The 16720-nt window shown below is 66.6% G+C and carries 13 protein-coding genes, 2 tRNA genes and 1 riboswitch; of the genes, 8 read left to right on the top strand and 7 right to left on the bottom strand.

Features of this window, described 5'->3' with window-relative positions:
• Position 1 precedes the first annotated feature (1 nt).
• The 6 genes from cobN to aroA all read right to left on the bottom strand — a co-directional run bounded on the left by cobN (position 2) and on the right by aroA (position 9747).
• Complete coding sequence (cobN, locus tag V5F84_RS19560; RefSeq protein ID WP_394042063.1) at positions 2 to 4345, bottom strand: cobaltochelatase subunit CobN; 4344 nt, start codon at positions 4343 to 4345, stop codon at positions 2 to 4.
• Between the two features lie 20 nt (positions 4346 to 4365).
• Positions 4366 to 5421 (bottom strand): cobalamin biosynthesis protein CobW, encoded by a 1056-nt coding sequence (cobW, locus tag V5F84_RS19555; protein WP_394042064.1) that lies wholly within the window; start codon positions 5419 to 5421, stop codon positions 4366 to 4368.
• Positions 5418 to 5936 carry a DUF1636 family protein gene (locus V5F84_RS19550; RefSeq protein WP_394042065.1) on the bottom strand — a complete coding sequence of 173 codons (519 nt, stop codon included), beginning with the start codon at positions 5934 to 5936 and terminating at the stop codon, positions 5418 to 5420. Before V5F84_RS19550 ends, cobW begins: the two co-directional genes overlap by 4 nt.
• Before the next feature lie 75 nt (positions 5937 to 6011).
• Positions 6012 to 6244, bottom strand: a riboswitch (cobalamin riboswitch).
• 268 nt (positions 6245 to 6512) lie between these two features.
• Complete coding sequence (locus V5F84_RS19545) at positions 6513 to 6638, bottom strand: hypothetical protein (protein ID WP_394042066.1); 126 nt, start codon at positions 6636 to 6638, stop codon at positions 6513 to 6515.
• 1082 nt (positions 6639 to 7720) lie between these two features.
• Positions 7721 to 8365, bottom strand: coding sequence for a (d)CMP kinase (cmk, locus tag V5F84_RS19540; protein ID WP_394042120.1), 645 nt, complete (start codon positions 8363 to 8365; stop codon positions 7721 to 7723).
• An 8-nt stretch (positions 8366 to 8373) separates the two neighbouring features.
• The gene (aroA, locus tag V5F84_RS19535; RefSeq protein ID WP_394042067.1) at positions 8374 to 9747 is read right to left on the bottom strand and encodes a 3-phosphoshikimate 1-carboxyvinyltransferase; all 1374 of its coding nucleotides are present in this window, start codon (positions 9745 to 9747) and stop codon (positions 8374 to 8376) included.
• Positions 9748 to 9939: 192 nt separating this feature from the next.
• Here aroA and V5F84_RS19530 point away from each other — a divergent pair, with 192 nt between their 5' ends.
• The 8 genes from V5F84_RS19530 (at position 9940) to V5F84_RS19495 (ending at position 15781) form a co-directional block, all read left to right on the top strand.
• Positions 9940 to 10350: a TIGR02300 family protein gene (locus tag V5F84_RS19530; protein ID WP_394042068.1), complete on the top strand. Its 411-nt coding sequence runs from the start codon at positions 9940 to 9942 to the stop codon at positions 10348 to 10350.
• Positions 10351 to 10500: 150 nt separating this feature from the next.
• A tRNA-Ala gene (locus V5F84_RS19525) sits at positions 10501 to 10576 on the top strand.
• 180 nt (positions 10577 to 10756) lie between these two features.
• Positions 10757 to 10832: transfer RNA gene (locus tag V5F84_RS19520), tRNA-Ala, on the top strand.
• A gap of 165 nt (positions 10833 to 10997) precedes the next feature.
• Complete coding sequence (locus V5F84_RS19515; protein ID WP_394042070.1) at positions 10998 to 12194, top strand: tyrosine-type recombinase/integrase; 1197 nt, start codon at positions 10998 to 11000, stop codon at positions 12192 to 12194.
• A gap of 36 nt (positions 12195 to 12230) precedes the next feature.
• The gene (locus V5F84_RS19510) at positions 12231 to 12857 is read left to right on the top strand and encodes a hypothetical protein (RefSeq protein WP_394042071.1); all 627 of its coding nucleotides are present in this window, start codon (positions 12231 to 12233) and stop codon (positions 12855 to 12857) included.
• Between the two features lie 84 nt (positions 12858 to 12941).
• The gene (locus V5F84_RS19505) at positions 12942 to 13145 is read left to right on the top strand and encodes a helix-turn-helix transcriptional regulator (protein ID WP_394042072.1); all 204 of its coding nucleotides are present in this window, start codon (positions 12942 to 12944) and stop codon (positions 13143 to 13145) included.
• Positions 13138 to 13986, top strand: coding sequence for a hypothetical protein (locus V5F84_RS19500; protein ID WP_394042073.1), 849 nt, complete (start codon positions 13138 to 13140; stop codon positions 13984 to 13986). Before V5F84_RS19505 ends, V5F84_RS19500 begins: the two co-directional genes overlap by 8 nt.
• A gap of 76 nt (positions 13987 to 14062) precedes the next feature.
• Complete coding sequence (locus tag V5F84_RS19495) at positions 14063 to 15781, top strand: DUF927 domain-containing protein (protein WP_394042074.1); 1719 nt, start codon at positions 14063 to 14065, stop codon at positions 15779 to 15781.
• Positions 15782 to 15835: 54 nt separating this feature from the next.
• Here V5F84_RS19495 and V5F84_RS19490 read toward each other — a convergent pair whose 3' ends face one another.
• Positions 15836 to 16201, bottom strand: a complete 366-nt coding sequence (locus V5F84_RS19490) for a hypothetical protein (RefSeq protein WP_394042075.1) — start codon at positions 16199 to 16201, stop codon at positions 15836 to 15838.
• Positions 16202 to 16720: the final 519 nt, after the last annotated feature.

The following is a 16720-nucleotide window of genomic DNA, read 5'->3' as shown; positions in this document are numbered from 1 at the left end:
CTCATTCCGCCGCCTCCGTGCCGAGGGTCGCTTGATTTCGCGCCGCCGCGCGGGTGTTCGCGACGTCCAGCGCCTCCGCGCCGGGTTTTTCCCTCTCCCGCGCTTCCGCGCCGGTGTCGGCGATGTCGCGCGCCTCGGCGCGCAGGGCCGCAAGCGCGCCGTCGAGATCGTTGCGGCGGGCGTGCCAGAGGCCGCGCCGGCGGGCATCCTCGAAGCGCCGCGCCATGGCGTCCGCCGCCTGCGGATTTTCCCGCAGCAGGAAGGCGCGCACGTCATCGTCGACCAGATAGGCCGCGTGGACCTGGTCCAGCAGATGGGAGGGCACCTGAAGCGTGGTCTCGGCGAAGGCCACTAGCCGGTCCACGGTCTCGGCGAGCTCCGCGGCGCCGCGCGGGCCGTGGCGCATCTGGCCGGCGATGAAGGGGGCGCTGACCCGGCCATGGACGATGCGCGCCAGCGCGTCCTTCAAGGCGCGGGCCTTGGGCCGCTCGGGATCGCTGGTGTCCAGCACCACCAGATCCACCGCTTTCCCGAGCAGCGCGGCGGCGGCGGCGAACCCGCCCATGAAGGCGCCGTCCTCGGCGCCGTCCAGCAGGTCGCGGGCGGGATCATCGGCGCCGTGCAGCAGCGCATCGGCGCGCGCCACCTGGGCGGCGAAGGCGCCGGCGGCCGGGCGCGCGGCGCCCTCCGGCCCCTCATAGACATGGGAGGCGGCGGCAAGATAGGCCGCGCCGAGTTCGCCGCGATCGGCAAACGCGCCGCGCGCCAGCGCATCCTCGATGCCGGCGCCATAGGCCCCCGGCGCGGAGCCGAAGATGCGGGCGACAGCGCCGCCGCCCCGCGCCACGGCCGCGAGCGGATTTTCGCTCTCGTCCTCGTCGCGGGCGGCGACCGCGCGGGCGGCGGCGTCCAGCAAAGCCAATTGGGCGGGGAAGATATCGCGGAACAGGCCGGAGACGCGCCAGCTCACATCCACGCGCGGCCGCCCCATGCTGGCCGGCGGCAGCACCTCGATGCCCGTGACGCGGCCGCTGGCAGCATCCCAGATCGGCCGGCAGCCCATGAGATGCAGCCCCTGGGCGATCTCCTCGCCCCCGGTGCGCAAGGTGGCGCTGCCCCACAGATCGATCACCACGGCGCGGGGATAGTCGCCATGCTCCTGGAGATAGGTCCGCACCACCTCGTCCGCCGCGAGGCGCCCGAGGTCTAGGGCGGTGGGCGTGGGCAGATGGCGCGGATCGGCGGTGAAGAGATTGCGCCCGGTGGGCAGCACGTCGCGCCGCCCGCGCGCCGGGGCGCCGGCGGGGCCCGCGCTCACATGGCGGCCGTCGAGGGCGGCGAGGAGCGCGGCGCGCTCGGCGTCCGCGCTCGGCGTGCGCGCGGGATCGCCATCGGCGGCGCCATAGATGTGCAGGCCGTCCTTCACCTGCATGTCCTTGACGTCGCACAGCCAGGCATCGATGCGGCGCAAGGCTTCGTTGGGGTCGCTCGCGCCATCGACGCCCGCGCGCACGGACAGGCCGGTCTCGGCGGCGCTTTCCACGATCAGCCGGGCGAGGCGGTCGCGGCGGCGCGGGTCAAGGCCGTCGGCCTCGGCATATTCGTCCACGAGGCGTTCCAGGGTCTGTTCGGCCTCGGAGAGGCCGGCGCCGGTGAGCGGCGGCGGCAGGTGGCCGAGCGTGACGGCGGCGATGCGCCGCTTCGCCTGCGCCGCCTCGCCGGGATTGGAGACAATGAAGGGATAGATCACCGGAAGCGGCCCGAGCACGGCTTGGGGAAAGCAGGCAGGGGTCAGCGCCACCGCCTTGCCGGGCAGCCATTCCAGCGTGCCATGGGCGCCCATGTGGACGAGGGCATGGGCCTCGAGCCCGTGCCGCAGCCACAGGCCGAAGGCCAGCAGGCCATGGCGCGGCGGCACGGCGGGGTCGTGATACTCCGCCCGCCGGTCCAGCGCGGCGCCGCGATCGGGGGCCAGGGCGACCGTCACATGGCCGAAACGGGCGAAGCGGACATGGAACGCGCCGTCGCGCAGGTCGCGATCCTCTTCCGGCGCGCCCCAGGCGGCGGTGATCGCGGCGCGGACGGGCTCCGGAAGGGGGGCGAACAGGCGCTGATAGTCGGCGAGCGGCAGGGCCTCGCTGGCGACGATGTGCGCCAGCAAGGTTCTTGAATCGGCGGGCGCCGCGCCGGCGTCATAGCCCGCATCCGCCAGGGTCTTAAGCGCCCGCCGCACGCTTTCCGGCACATCGAGGCCCACCGCATAGCCGGTGCGGCCGGGCGCGCCGGGATAATCCGGCATGAGCACGGCGATGCGACGCTCCGCGCGGGGCGTGCGGGCGAGGCGGATGAGGGCGGCCGCCCGGTCCGCCACATGGGCGATGGCCTGCGGCTCCGCGCGGTTGAGAGCGGCGGTGAAGGCGAGGTCCGCATCCGGGGCGGCCATGTCCTTGAAGGAGATGGCGCCGGCCAGCACCCGCCCGTCCAGCTCCGGCAGCACCACGTGCATGGCGAGATCGGCGGCGGCGAGGCCGCGCGGGCTGTTGGCCCAGGCATCGCGGGCCGTGGTGGCGGGAATGATCTGGAGCACCGGCGGGCCGCCGGCGGGGAATATATCTTCCGCATCCCCGGCCGCGAAGGCGGTGGCGGTGAGGATCAGGTCCGGGGCCGCCTGCGCGATGGCGTCGCGCACGAAGGCGCGGGATCTGGGATCCTTCAGGCTGGTGAGGAACAGCGGCACCGGCGCGATGCCGCGCGCCTGGAGCGCGGCGCAGAGGTCGTCGATGGGCGCAAGATCGCCCGCCAGCCACATGGAGCGGTAGAACAGGATGAGGGCACGGGGGCAGGCGCGATCCGCTCCGGCGTCGAATCTCTCTTCCCCCTCCCTCACCCTCCCCCGCAAGCGGGAGAGGGAATCGGCCGGATCGATCGGCGCGAAATCATTCTCCCCAGCCGCCACCGCGCCCCCTCTCCCGCTTGCGGGGGAGGGCTGGGGAGGGGGCACGAGATCTTGAGGCGGAAGCGGCGGGAGGGCCTGAGAAACTGTTCTTGAAGGCGCCTCGGCTCGCGGCCCCACGCCGACGGATTGCGGTTCTCCGCCGGCGCCCTCTTCCCCCTTCCCAACACTCCCCCGGCCCTCTTCCCCCTCCCTAACCCTCCCCCGCAAGCGGGAGAGGGAATCGGCCGGATCGATCGGCGCAAAATCATTCTCCCCAGGCGCCACCGCGCTCCCTCTCCCGCTTGCGGGGGAGGGCTGGGGAGGGGGCACGAGATCTTGAGGCGGAAGCGGCGGGAGGGCCTGAGAAACTGCTCTTGAAAGCGCCTCAGCTTGCGGCCCCATGCCGGCGGATTGCGGTCCTCCGCCGACGCCCTCTTCCCCCTCCCTACCCCTCCCCCGCGAGCGGGAGAGGGGATTGGCCGGATCGATCGGCGCGAAATCATTCTCCCCAGGCGCCACCGCGCCCCCTCTCCCGCTTGCGGGGGAGGGGTGGGGAGGGGGCAGAGGGGCGAGGGATCGAGAAAGCGGCTCCAGGTCGTGCGGGGCTGTTCCCATCCAAGCCTCAGCCTGCGCGCCGCTCCTGGCGGATTGCGGTGCACCGTTGAAGCCCTCTTCCCCCTCCCTACCCCTCCCCCGCAAGCGGGAGAGGGGATCGGCCGGATCGATCGGCGCGAAATCATTCTCCCCAAGCGCCACCGCGCTCCCTCTCCCGCTTGCGGGGGAGGGCTGGGGAGGGGGCACAGGGGCGGTCCGCACCACGCCCGCCAGATCCACCGACCCCAGCCCCGGCAGATAGAAGCGCGCGGCCGGCACGGGCTTCGGTGGCGCGATGTCGCCAGCGGCTTCCCCCCGCACCAGTTCCCCCCGCACCAGGCGCGCCACCCGCTCCAGCAGCGCGGCCATATTGTCCGGCCCGCCCTGGCGGAAATAGCCGAGCCATGCGGTCAGTTCTTCCGCCGGCACGGTGGACAGGGCGGCAAGGCGCGGGTCGTCCTGGTCCTCGCCCGGGAGCAGGGCCAGCGCGAGGCCCTGCGCGCGGGCCAGTTCCGCGAGCCGCTCGGCGCCGTAGCGCCACCAGTCCAGCCCGCCGAGCTGGCGCACCAGTATCACCTTGGCGTGCCGCGCCGCCGTATCGATCCACAGATCCACCGACATGGGATGGCGCAGATCCTTCAGCCGCGCGAGCCGCAGGCTCGGCAGCCGGTCGCGGCCGCGTCGCCAGGCGGCGGCGAGCGCCAGGAGGTCGCTGTCGGTGAAGGACAAGGCAAGCACGTCGCCGGGAGGCTGGCGCAGGTCGATGGGCGCGGCCAGGTCCTCGATGGTGGCGGATGTGCTCGCGAGCAGATGCATGGGGAAAGCCTATCCCGGCCTCAGGCGGAAAGCGCCGGCTCCTCGGCCAGCAGCGCGCGTTCCACCGCTGCGCGGTCGAACCCCTTGAGGCCGATCACCACCAGCGCGCCGGAGCGCGGCTCGTCCGCGCGCCAGGGCCGGTCGAACTGGTGGGAAATCCGCGTGCCCACGCCCTGCACCAGCAGGCGCAAGGGCTTGCCGGCCACATGAGCGAAGCCCTTCACCCGCAGCACGTCCGGCGTTTCGGCGGCACGCGCCACGCGGGCCGCGAGCGCGGCGGGATCGGCGATCTCCGGCAGGCGGACGATGAAGCTGTCGAAATCGTCGTGGTCGTGGTCCAGCTCGTCGTCGTGGTGGGTGCGGCGGGCGTCGATCTCGTCCTCCGTGCCGATGCCGAGGCCGAGCAGGATGGCTGCATCCACCTTGCCACCGGCGGCGCGCACCACTTTCACGGCGCGCGGCAGGGCCTGCGCGATGCGGGCATCGGCGGTCGCGGCGCCGGCCGCGTCCAGCAGGTCCGCCTTGGAGAGGATGATCAGATCGGCGCAGGCGATCTGGTCCTCGAACACTTCTTCCACCGGGTCGTCATGGTCGAGCGTGTCGTCGGCGGCGCGCTGGGCGGCGAGGGCGGCCATGTCGTCGGCGACCCGGCCGGCGGCGAGCGCCGGGCCGTCCACCACCGCCACCACGCCGTCCACCGTGACGCGGCTCTTGATCGCTGGCCATTGGAACGCCTGCACCAGGGGCTTGGGCAGGGCAAGGCCGGAGGTCTCGATCAGGATGTGGTCCACGCGCGGCGTGCGGGACAAGATGAGGTCCAGCGCCGGCACGAAATCGTCCGCCACGGTGCAGCACAGGCAGCCGTTGGCCAGCTCGACGATATTATCCTCCGGGCAGCTCTCGATGCCGCAGCCCTTCAGAATCTCCCCGTCGATGCCCACGTCGCCGAACTCGTTGACGATCACGGCGAGGCGCTTGCCCTGGGCATTCTCCAGGATGTGGCGGATCAGGGTGGTCTTCCCCGCGCCGAGGAAGCCGGTGACGATGGTGCAGGGGATGCGGGCGAGAGAGGTCATCGCTGGTCCTCGGAAAAGCTCATGGGAGGGATGCGGGCGATCATGCCGCGCTTGAGGCTGTCGGGGCGTCCGCGCCAGGGCAGGATGCCGTCGGTGGAGGTGGCGAAGAGCGCGGCACCGGTCAAAAGGTCGGCGGCGCTGTCGGGGGAAAGATCGCCGAACACGTAGGACCATCCGCCGGTGCGCACCAAGGCGGCGGAGAGCGCGCGCTTGCAATTGGAGAGGCAGCGCACCTCCTTCACCGCGATCGCGCCGGCGGCGCCGGTTGCCCCACCATTGGCCGCGGCAAGGATCGCGTCCCGCGCGAGCGCCGCGCCGGCCGGGTCGGCCTGCGGGTCGGCGCCGGCGAGGCGGCAGGTGGTGCAGACGAACAGGGTCACGGCGGGAATGCTGGCGACGCGCAGGGTTTCGCGCGCCGGCGCCTCGGCGGGGCGGCCGCTTCGCGCCGTCGTGTCGCCTTGCACCGTCGTGTCGCTCGCCGCGAAAGGCGCATCGTCGTTGGCAGGTCGCTCCACGCCGCTTTCCATGGGTGCGCGCGGCCCGCAACCGCGTGCCACAGAAGAATCGCCATGCCAGGGCACCCCGCCCGGCGCGCGTTCCTGTCGGTGGCAGGTCTCCTGGCTCGCGGATCGCCGTTCGCGGCCGCCTTCCCGGAAGCGGCGCAAGGCCCGTCTCCCAGTGGCTTTTCGGCCGGAACTCACCGCCTACAGTTGCGGGGGCAGCTGCGGCTATCGCCCGGAAAACCCGGACGCGACCGCATTCCCTTTTCACCCGGCGGAAGCGGCAAGCCGCCCGAACCGGGACCATCGACGCCGACACTTAAGAGCCGCTCCGGCGCGAAGTCAATGAAGCGGGGGGCCGCGCCTCAGCCGGCCGGGGTCGATCGACACGCCGCGCCCCGGTCGCCGCCGCTTTCCTCCTCCCCCCTTGAGGGGAAGGGCAGGGTGGGGGGTATCTCCCCGCTGGCCTTTGCGGGGAAGGTGTGGTGCCGGCGGCGCCGGACCTCTCCTCCGACATCCCCCGACACCCCCCTCCCCAGCCCTCCCCCGCAAGGGGGGAGGGGGACCGGTTCGGCGGGACGTCGATTCGCCTCAGGCGCCCGTCTGTCCACCGGGGGGCGCCCGCCGGCCGGCGATGATCTCCAAAGCGGCGGCCAGCGCCGTCTCGAAGGCGATCGCTGCCGCGTCACGGCATTCCCGCAGAATGGGGAGCCACATCGAGCGGTGCCGCTGCTCCCTCCCGCCTTGAGGGGGAGGGCAGGGTGGGGGGTATCTCCCCGCTGTCCTTGCGGGGGAGGTGTGGTACCGGCGGCGCCGGACCCCTCCCCCGGCACCCCCCTCCCCAGCCCTCCCCCGCAAGGGGGGAGGGGGACCGGTTCGGCGGGACGTCGATTCGCCTCAGGGGCCCGTCTGTCCACCGGCTGGCGTCCGCCGGCCGGCGATGATCTCCAAAGCGGCGGCCAGCGCCTCCGCGAACGCGATCGCTGCCGCGTCATGGCATTCCCGCAGAATGGGGAGCCACATCGAGCGGTGCCGCTCCCTCCCGCCTTGAGGGGGAGGGCAGGGTGGGGGGTATCTCCCCGCTGTCCGGGAGGTGTGGTACCGGCGGCGCCGGACCTCTCCCCCGACACCCCCCTCCCCAGCCCTCCCCCTCAAGGGGGGAGGGGGACCGGTTCGGCGGGATGTGGTTTCGCCTCAGGCGCCGGTCTGTTCACCGGCTGGCGCCGGCCGGCCGGCGATGATCTCCAAAGCGGCGGCCAGCGCCTCCGCGAACGCGATCGCTGCCGCGTCACGGCATTTCCGCAGAGTGGGGAATCGCATGGAGCGGTGCCGCTGTCTCCCTCCCCCCTTGAGGGGGAGGGCAGGGTGGGGGGTATCTCCCCGCTGGCCGGGCGGGGGAGGTGTGGTACCGGCGGCGGCGGACCCTCCCCCGACACCCCCCTCCCCATCCCTCCCCCGCAAGGGGGGAGGGGGACCGGTTCGGCGGGACGTCGATTCGCCTCAGGCGCCCGTCTGTCCACCGGGGGGGCGCCCGCCGGCCGGCGATGATCTCCAAAGCGGCCAGCGCCTCCGCGAACGCGATCGCTGCCGCGTCATGGCATCCCACGGAACGGGGAATCGCATGGAGCGGTGCCGCTGTCTCCCTCCCCCCTTGAGGGGGAGGGCAGGGTGGGGGGTATCTCCCCGCTGTCCTTGCGGGCGTGAGGCGGGCGGCGCCGGCCCCCCCTCCCGACACCCCCCTCCCCAGCCCTCCCCCGCAAGGGGGGAGGGGGACCGGTTCGGCGGGATGTGGTTTCGCCTCAGGCGCCGGTCTGTTCACCGGCTGGCGCCGGCCGGCCGGCGATGATCTCCAAAGCGGCGGCCAGCGCCTCCTCCACCCCGAGATGGGTGGTGTCCAGCAGCACCGCGTCCTGCGCCATCGTGAGCGGGGCGGCGGCGCGGTGCGAATCGCGGGCGTCGCGCTTGTGGATGTCGGCCAGCACGTCCTCGAACGCGATATCGCACTGGTGTTCCAGCAATTCGCGATGGCGGCGGGTGGCGCGCACGTCCGCCGAGGCGGTGACGAACAGCTTCACCGGGGCATCGGGACAGATCACCGTGCCGATGTCGCGCCCGTCCAGCACCGCGCCGCCCGGCTGGCCGGCAAAGCGCCGCTGAAGCTCAAGCAGGGCCGCCCGCACCGCCGGCCGGGCCGCGACCACGGAGGCCGCCTCGCCCAGCGCGCCGGTGCGCAGCTTTTCCGGATCGAGCGCGCGCAGATCGAGCGTGCGGGCGGCATCCGCGCTGGCGATCTCGTCCTCGAGCGTGCCGTCGGCGAGGCAGCGCGCCGCCACCGCCCGATAGAGCAGGCCGGTGTCGAGATGCGGCAGGCCGAGGGCCGCCGCGATCCTGCGCCCCAGCGTGCCCTTGCCGGAAGCGGCCGGCCCGTCGATGGCGATGATCATGGCGTCGCTCACTTCAGCACCGCGCCGAGGCCGCCCATCATGGGCACGAAGGTGGGGAAGGAGGTGGCGATGAAGCGCATGTCGTCCACGCGCACCCCGTCGCGCGCGGCGAGGCCCATCACCAGGAAGGCCATGGCGATGCGGTGGTCCATGTGCGTCGCCACCGGTCCGCCGCCGACCACGCCGTCCGGCCCGAGGCCCGTGACCAGCAGATCGTCGCCGACGATCTCATGGGGCACGCCGCAGGCGGCGAGCCCGTCGGCCACGGCGGCGAGGCGGTCGCTCTCCTTCACCCGCAGCTCGTTGAGGCCGCGCATGCGGGTCGTGCCCCGCGCGAACGCGGCCGCCACGGCGAGCACCGGATATTCGTCGATCATGGAGGGCGCGCGCTCCGGCGGCACCTCGACGCCGGTCAGCGCCGAGTGGCGCACGCGCAGGTCGGCGACGGCCTCGCCGCCCTCGGTGCGCTCTGAAAGCGTCTCGATGGAAGCGCCCATCTCCTTCAGCGTGGTGATGAGGCCGGTGCGCAGCGGGTTCATCATCACGTCCTTCAGGATGATGTCGGAGCCGGGCACGATCAGCGCCGCCACCAGCGGGAAGGCGGCCGAGGAGGGGTCGGACGGCACCGCGACCGGCGCGCCCTTCAGGTCCGGCCGGCCGGCGAGGGTGATGCGGCGGCCGTGGGCGCCGTGGGGCTCGACCCGCACGTCGGCGCCGAAATGGGTCAGCATGCGCTCGGTATGGTCGCGGGTGGATTCGCGCTCCACCACCACCGTGTCGCCGCTCGCGGCAAGCCCGGCCAGCAGCACGGCGGACTTCACCTGCGCCGAGGGTACCGGGGTTTCATAGGTGAAGGCCTTCAATTCGGTGAGGCCCTTGAGGCGCAGCGGCAGGCGGCCGCCGGGCGTTTCCTCCTCCACCACCACGCCCATGGCGAGCAGCGGGTCCAGCACCCGCTTCATGGGCCGGCGGCGCAGGCTGGCGTCGCCGTCGAAGGTGGCGACGATGGGATTTCCCGCAACCACGCCCATCATCAGCCGCGCGCCGGTGCCGGAATTGCCGAAATCCAGCGGCGCGTCGGGGCTCTTCAGATGGCCCGCGCCGACGCCCACCACCCGCCATTCGCCGGGGCCGAGGCGTTCCACCTGCGCGCCGAGCTGGATGCAGGCCTTGGCGGTGTTCAGCACGTCCTCGCCTTCCAGCAGGCCGGTGATGCGGGTTTCCCCGCGCGCCAGGGCGCCGAACATCAGCGCGCGATGGGAGACCGACTTGTCGCCGGGCACGCGCACCGTTCCCGTGAGGGCCGGCGAGCGCAGGCTTGCGCCGGGAACGGCATTTTCCCCGTGGCCGGAGGAAGAAGAATGAGCGACGGCGCTGGACATGGACTGCTCCCATTTTCGGCGCGCGGAGCCTCGCAAAGTCCCGCCGGCTGCCGTTCCAGGATGGATTGCATGCCGTCTAACACAAGCTCGTGCACGCTGGCCACGCGGCGGATGCGGATTCGGTGCTTGACAGGGGCATGGGGTTTCGCCAATGGAGCACCCTCCTTTTGACAGCCCCCTAGGATCTTTGCCGTGGCGAAGCCAGAACTCGGCACCAAGCGCATCTGTCCTGTTACAGGGCGCAAGTTTTACGATTTGAACAAGGACCCGGTGGTGTCTCCCTTCACCGGCGAATCCTATCCACGCTCCTATTTCGAGCCGGTGGTCCGCAGCCGCGGCGAAGCGGCCCGTGCCGCCGCCGTGCCGGTGGCCGCCGACGCGGACGAGGAGGTCGCCGACGTCGAGGTCATCAGCCTGGAAGAGGCGGATGAGGAAGCCGTCGGCACCAAGGTGCCGGTGGACGACGTGGACGTGGATGTGGACGTCGACGACGACCTGGTCGCGGACGCCGACGACGACACCTTCCTCGAAGAAGACGAGGATGAAGGGGATGACGTCTCCGATTTGATCGGCGAGGGCCTCGAGGACGACGAAGAGGCTTGATACGGTCGGCGGCCTGTGCTTAAAGGCCGCTCTCGCCGGGGGGCGCGATTCCCCCGGCATCCGTCGCGGGGCATCCCGGCGCGCAATTGGTTCCTTAATTGACATCCCATGTCATTTAAATGACCGCCTGCACGCACCTCGCGATCCGGTGGGGCCATAGCTCAGTTGGGAGAGCGCTTCAATGGCATTGAAGAGGTCGTCGGTTCGATTCCGTCTGGCTCCACCATTTCGTTTCCGCCGGCTCTGAAAAGAGATAAGGCTATAAGGATTGCGGGCTGCCTCAAGGCCCGCTCGTGCCCGGGGGCGATTTTCCCCGGGAAGCGTCGCGGGAGTTCCCGACGCGCCAGCGCTTCGAATTGGGCGGTTTGCCCGCGGCGAGGTGGCAGCGCGAAGCCCGCGACCCGGTGGGGTCATAGCTCAGTTGGGAGAGCGCTTGAATGGCATTCAAGAGGTCGGCGGTTCGATTCCGCCTGGCTCCACCACTTTTTTGTTTCTTGTCGTCTCACGACGCATCAAAGCACTGCAAAATCAGCCACTTACGCGCTAATTGTCGCCCCAGCGCGTCTCTTGGCGTGCCGTTGCATCTCATCGATTTGTAGGCATGTTCGTAGGCATCGGCCTCGTGCCTACAAAAGAGATGCCTACACATGCCGCTCACCGACCTCGCGCTTCGCAACGCCAAGCCGAAGGACAAGCCTTACAAATTATTCGACGGCGGCGGCTTGCATGTGCTCGTCAGCCCGAACGGCAGCCGTATCTGGCGCCTGGCCTATCGGTTCGCCGGCAAGCCGAAGCAGCTTTCATTCGGGCCTTATCCCACCACGTCGCTGGCCGATGCGCGCCTCAAGCGCGATGAAGCCAAGAAGCAGTTGCTCAACGGCGAGGACCCATCCACCGTTCGCAAGCTCGATAAGGTCGCGGCATCCGTGGCGGCGGAGAATACGTTCGGCGCAATAGCAGCGGAATATCTGGCAAGGCTGGAGGCGCGCGAAGCCGCCGCCGCCACGATGAGCAAGAACCGCTGGATGCTCGAAACGCTGGCAGGGCCCGCCTTGGCGAATCGCCCCATTGCCCAGATCACCCCAGTTGAGATCCTCGCCGTCCTGCAGCAGATCGAGCGTAGCGGTCGGCGCGAGACAGCCCGCCGTATGCGATCTGCCATTGGCACCGTATTCCGCTTCGCCATTGCCACGCTGCGCGCCGAGACGGACCCGACCGCCGCATTGCGCGACGCTTTGGAGCGGCCGAAGGTGACACACCGCGCGGCGTTGCTCGATCACAAGGCCGTTGGCGGCTTGATGCGCGCGATCGACGAATATGATGGCTGGCCGACCTTGCGGTCCGCCTTGCTGTTCACGGCTCTCACCTTTTGCCGCCCTGGCGAGATTCGCGGCGCGCGCTGGGCCGAGTTCGATTTCGAAACCTCGGTCTGGAGCATCCCCGCCGAACGCATGAAGATGCGCCGGCCGCATAAGGTGCCGCTCTCGAAGCAGGCCCTTCGCGTGCTGGCGGAGATCCGGCCCCTTACGGGTGAGGCGGAGCTCGTGTTCCCCTCCATCCGCTCGAACAAGAAGCTGCTGAGCGAGAACGCCTTGAACTCGGCGCTGCGGCGCATGGGCTTCACCCAGGACGAGATGACCGCCCACGGCTTCCGCGCCACCGCCAGTTCGATTCTGAACGAGCGCGGCTTCTCGCCGGACGTGATTGAGGCGGCGCTCGCCCACATCGACCAGAACGAAATCCGCCGCGCCTATAACCGGGCCACCTACTGGCCGGAGCGGGTGGTGCTTATGCAGTCCTGGGCGGACATGCTGGACATGTTCAGGAGCTTGAGCAAAAAGTAAAAAATCCATATTCGCTAATATGAGGAGATTTTACCAATGCAGAACTCGTTAGTCCAATGCATTCCAGATATTGATGATGTCGAATGCAAAAAGTGGGTAGTTCTAGCGTACTGGACTGAGGGGGAGGCGGCGGCACTTTTACTAGGTAAAAGTCCATATAAACTAAATGCGATGACAATACAAGATTTTGATAGTGAAATAGTATCAGAATTTAGACATTTAAGACGCAGAATAAAAAGGAAAAATTTCAGCTTAAATCAAATGAACCCGAAAAAAATAGTAAAATGGGCGGCAAAATGCAAAATAGCGATTCCAGATACTTTAATGAATAACATATCCTATAATAAAGCGCGAATTAAGTCGCCAAAATCGAATAATAAAAGTGACATTGCTGAAATTAAGAGGCTGACCGATGAAAATCGAATTTTAAGATCCAACGACGGGGCAAAATTTATAATGAGTTTGTATAAAATTATTTTAGGTATTTCTTATGATAAATATGGATATAGGTATGGAAATCGTGGGGTGGCTCGATTAATTGCAGATTCTCTCATTTTATCCGAATTAAAGCTTGATGAAAACACGATTAGGTCGGCTCTGGATAAGGCGTATTCCATGATTGATGATGAGAATGCGAAAGACATCCTAAGCAGGAAAAACTGAAGTTCGTTTTGAGAAAACGGACTTCCGCTTCAAACCGGCCAAACTGCCTCATGTTCTCCTTGCATCCAACGCAAGGAGAACACCGTGGAAGCGAACGAAAAGCCGACGCGCCTTTATCGACTCAAAGATATCATCGGGCCCTGCGGCCTGATTCCTATCAGTCGTTCGACGTTTTACAGAGGTATTGATGACGGACGCTTCCCGCGCCCGCTGAAGCTCGGCCGCATAAGCGTCTGGCGCGCCTGCGACATCGACTGCCTCTGGCGGGGAGAGCGTGGCGATGACTGACGAATGCTTCGCCCGTATTGCAATCAAGGTCCCGCTCGTGCCGGATCTTTATCTCCTGTCGGAGGCAGCGATCGCGAACTTGATGACCTCGCGGGGGATTCCGGACTTTGAGACACTCCCCGCGTGCCTCGAGCGTCAGCTTGCGATGGAGCGGAGGGTCCAGGCCTCTCCCCGTTCGGCGGAACAGCCGGTGCTCCATTGCGACCGGCATGGAGCCTGCGCGGACTGGGGAACTTGCCCGGCCTCGTGCCATCAAGCAACACGCCTCCATCGTGCCGAAAGCATTCTGGCGGGTGGGGACCTTTTCGATCAAATCGGCGGCGATAAGTATCTGGTTACAGTCGTCGATAGCGATTTCGAGGTCGGCATCGGAGCGCTTCGAACTATCTGGCCGTCGCGTGTGGCGGGGCGGACCATTTCAGCACTAAGGCGCGCTGGCCTCAAAGGTCCTGCGCTCTTCGGCGTCGATGTCGCGGTCATCAACGCGGGAAAGCGCACCTTCTTCGCTCCACATATCCATGGCGTGATAGCGAACGCGGATGCGCAAGAGCTCCGCTACGCACTCAAATGTGGTGTCAGGGGCACGGGGAATGCTCGTCCGGTTCAAGTTAAAAAAATCAAACCAGGAGACGTCCATCGTTGCGTCGCCTATGTTCTCAAGCGTAGGCCGCAAGCTTTGACGCGGTATGTCGGGGCCAATGGCCGAGTCGAAACGAGGCATCTTCCCCCGCGCGCGGATCACCATGCAGAAATAGATAGTTGGCTGGGCGGATATCAGGTCGGAGACCTTTGCTTCCGGGTTGGTTTCAAGAAAGCGGGGCGCTTTTTAATTTCCTTCTGACCCTTCCGCCCCTCCCGCTCGCCTCATGAGGCGAGCGGGACCTCTAATTTATCGTAATACCAAACGGAGATGTCACATGACATTCGATCCGAACGAATATGTGCGCCTAAAAACGGAATACATCGACGCTAATACCAGAGAGCATTTCACCGTATTAGAATTTAGAACTCTGACTAATCAAAGAGCAGAGGCGGTGATTGCGCGGCGGCATTTAGCCAATTTGGGCCAAGTCCACGCTATGTTACTGCGAAATGGCTGGAGCTCACCGCATGGAGTGGGATCTGCGGTGGCGGCCCTGCGCCACGCAATAGAGCAGGTGAACCCTCCCGTTCAAATGATCACAACACGAACTGGCTTTCATGGCCAACGTTTTGTGTTGCACGATAGGACGCTTGGGGATCATCCAGACGATCTCAAATTTGTGGACCTTGGCAACTCACAAGTCGGTCGGCTGGCAAAGCTCGGCACAATTGAAGGGTGGCGCGAGGGTTTACGCGAACCCTGCAGCCGCTCGAGCTATCTGACCTTCTCCGTCAGCTTGGCCATGGCAGCCGTTTTGCTTGAGCCGACCGGCCAGAACGAGGGCATGATTTTTCAGCTCACGGGGCCGAGCGCATCAGGCAAGACGCTGGCGCAGCGGGTGGCGCAATCGGCAATGGGATTGGCGGATCCCACGGCTCTCTTATCGCACAACATCACCGGTCGAGCACTCGAAGAGCGGCTCGGAGCGGCAAACCACGGCCTGCTCTGCCTCGACGACACGGCTCAGATACAAGGCACTCCCCGTGCCAAGCGCGACTACATCGCCCATCTGCCACAGCTTCTCGCCTCAGGCAAAGGCAAGGTGCGAAGCGAACGCGTCGCGAGCGAAGGGTTGAGCAATCTCGAATACCGGGCCGTCGGCCTGTCATCGGGGGAGTTGCCTCTTGAAAGCTACGGCGAACGCCTCGATGGCGAACGAGCCCGCTTTCCCGACATTCCCGTTCCGGGAGTGGACAAAGGCGGCATATTTGACCGCTTAGAAGAAGGAGACAATTCCATCCTGCTTGCAACTCTCACCGAGAGTACGATCGCGGCGAACTATGGCGTGTCATACGAATTGTTCGTCGAACGCTTTGTCGAGAATTACGAGGCGAACGCAGCACGCGCCCACGCTCTCATTGCGACTTTTCTTGCCAAGGCAACTCCGAGCGGGAACAGCTGGACCCGTCGTTTTGCGACGAAGTTCGCGTTGGCCTACGCGGCAGCGGTACTTGGCTTTGAGTTTGGCGCCCTTCCTTTCACGGAAAAGCACGCGATGCGTTGCATTCTGCGACTGCACAACAAGGCGCGTGTCGAAGCCCGGACGGCAGAGCAAGCTAAGGAGGCATTGCTGCTGCGCCTGGCACAAAAGGCTAAGACCATTCGCTTTCCTCTCATCAAGCGGGGAGAGGAATTAAGCGAAGAGCGGGCGACAAAGGCCTGGGGCGTCCGGCGCAAGAGGGAGGACAAGGTTATACTGGCAGTGCTGCGGGAGCATTTCGAGGCTCTTGTCGAGCCGGCCCGGCACTTTAAAGCAGTGGTGGACCTGCTGGTCGCTGACGGCACCCTGATGCAAGGGGCAAATGATCGGCACGTGATGCAGCTGCAAGTGGCCGGTTTCAAGAGGGAGCGGCCGTGTTTCTACTGCCTCGACATCGCCTCGCTTCCCGAGACGGCGGAACAGTTACAGATCGTACAGAAACAAACCGGCGCGAAGAGCCCAAAAAACCCACTTCGCGCAGGTCTTTTAAACCTTCCCACCGCAGAGAGATAGTTCCTACCAATGGTGCTCGGCGCAGCGGGGATCTGTTCCCCGCTGTTTGCCATATCAGACAATGATGCTGCGCGAGCCGGCAATTTTGCTGCTTTGCTGCTGCAGCATCGCCTTGTCGCGACAAATCACGATTTGATATGAAAACCGGAAAATCGGCGCCAAAACACCTAATCCAACCGAAGGATCGACGTATTTGACGCGAAATTTCTGTAAAACTGCATTCGCGGCTGTTTGCGATGAAGGCCTTCGAGCCGTTTGATAAAAGCGATTTTCGTCAGCAGTTAACTGCGAACTGCTTACGAAAGCCGCCTTTTTGTGAATGAGGTTTGGCTCGCAAGTTGCGATAGCCAAGCCCACAATGCATCGCCCAGCATGGGCCCCGGCAAGGCAATCAAATCGAATTGTCGCGCCACGTTTCACGCCATTCGTTCGGTGCAGGCCATTAGTAGGTCGCGGCCAATGCTGCTCCGATCCGGGATACGCGCGTGCGGCACATGTGGGTCGGGCGCGTGTTCGCAACCCCCGATCACATGACCCAATATGCCCTGAAGGCGGTTGGGACCAGGCTTTCCTCTGATTCCCTCCTGCTGCTTCCACGCGAGCGCAATGGCGGGCGGGACATGACGGCTCGCGGCTATGATGAGGCTTGCCGTCGTGAAGGAGGCTCCAGCCTGATGCGAACCGGCTGGAAGCCCTTCTGAGGGATGGTGGATGGTCTCAACTTGAGACCATTGGCCTGCCGGAAGCGATGCCTGGCGATCAAGGCGCAACTGGTACTGTCGACCCAAAGCGGCCCTCTCAGCGCAACGTTGCAAACGGCCGCTTTGCGCCGCCCTTTCTGCCGTTCGACGAACCTTCATGGATTCCCAAGAGCCGCCATCGGTGCCCCGGCGTGGCGAACGACAAGGTTGGCCCGAAGGCCGACGTTGACGGAGCTCC

This window comes from Roseixanthobacter liquoris (genome assembly GCF_043195135.2).
Lineage (GTDB): Bacteria > Pseudomonadota > Alphaproteobacteria > Rhizobiales > Xanthobacteraceae > NCEH01.
Note: the sequence above shows the minus strand (reverse complement) of the source record. Positions and strands in the feature narration are given on the sequence as shown.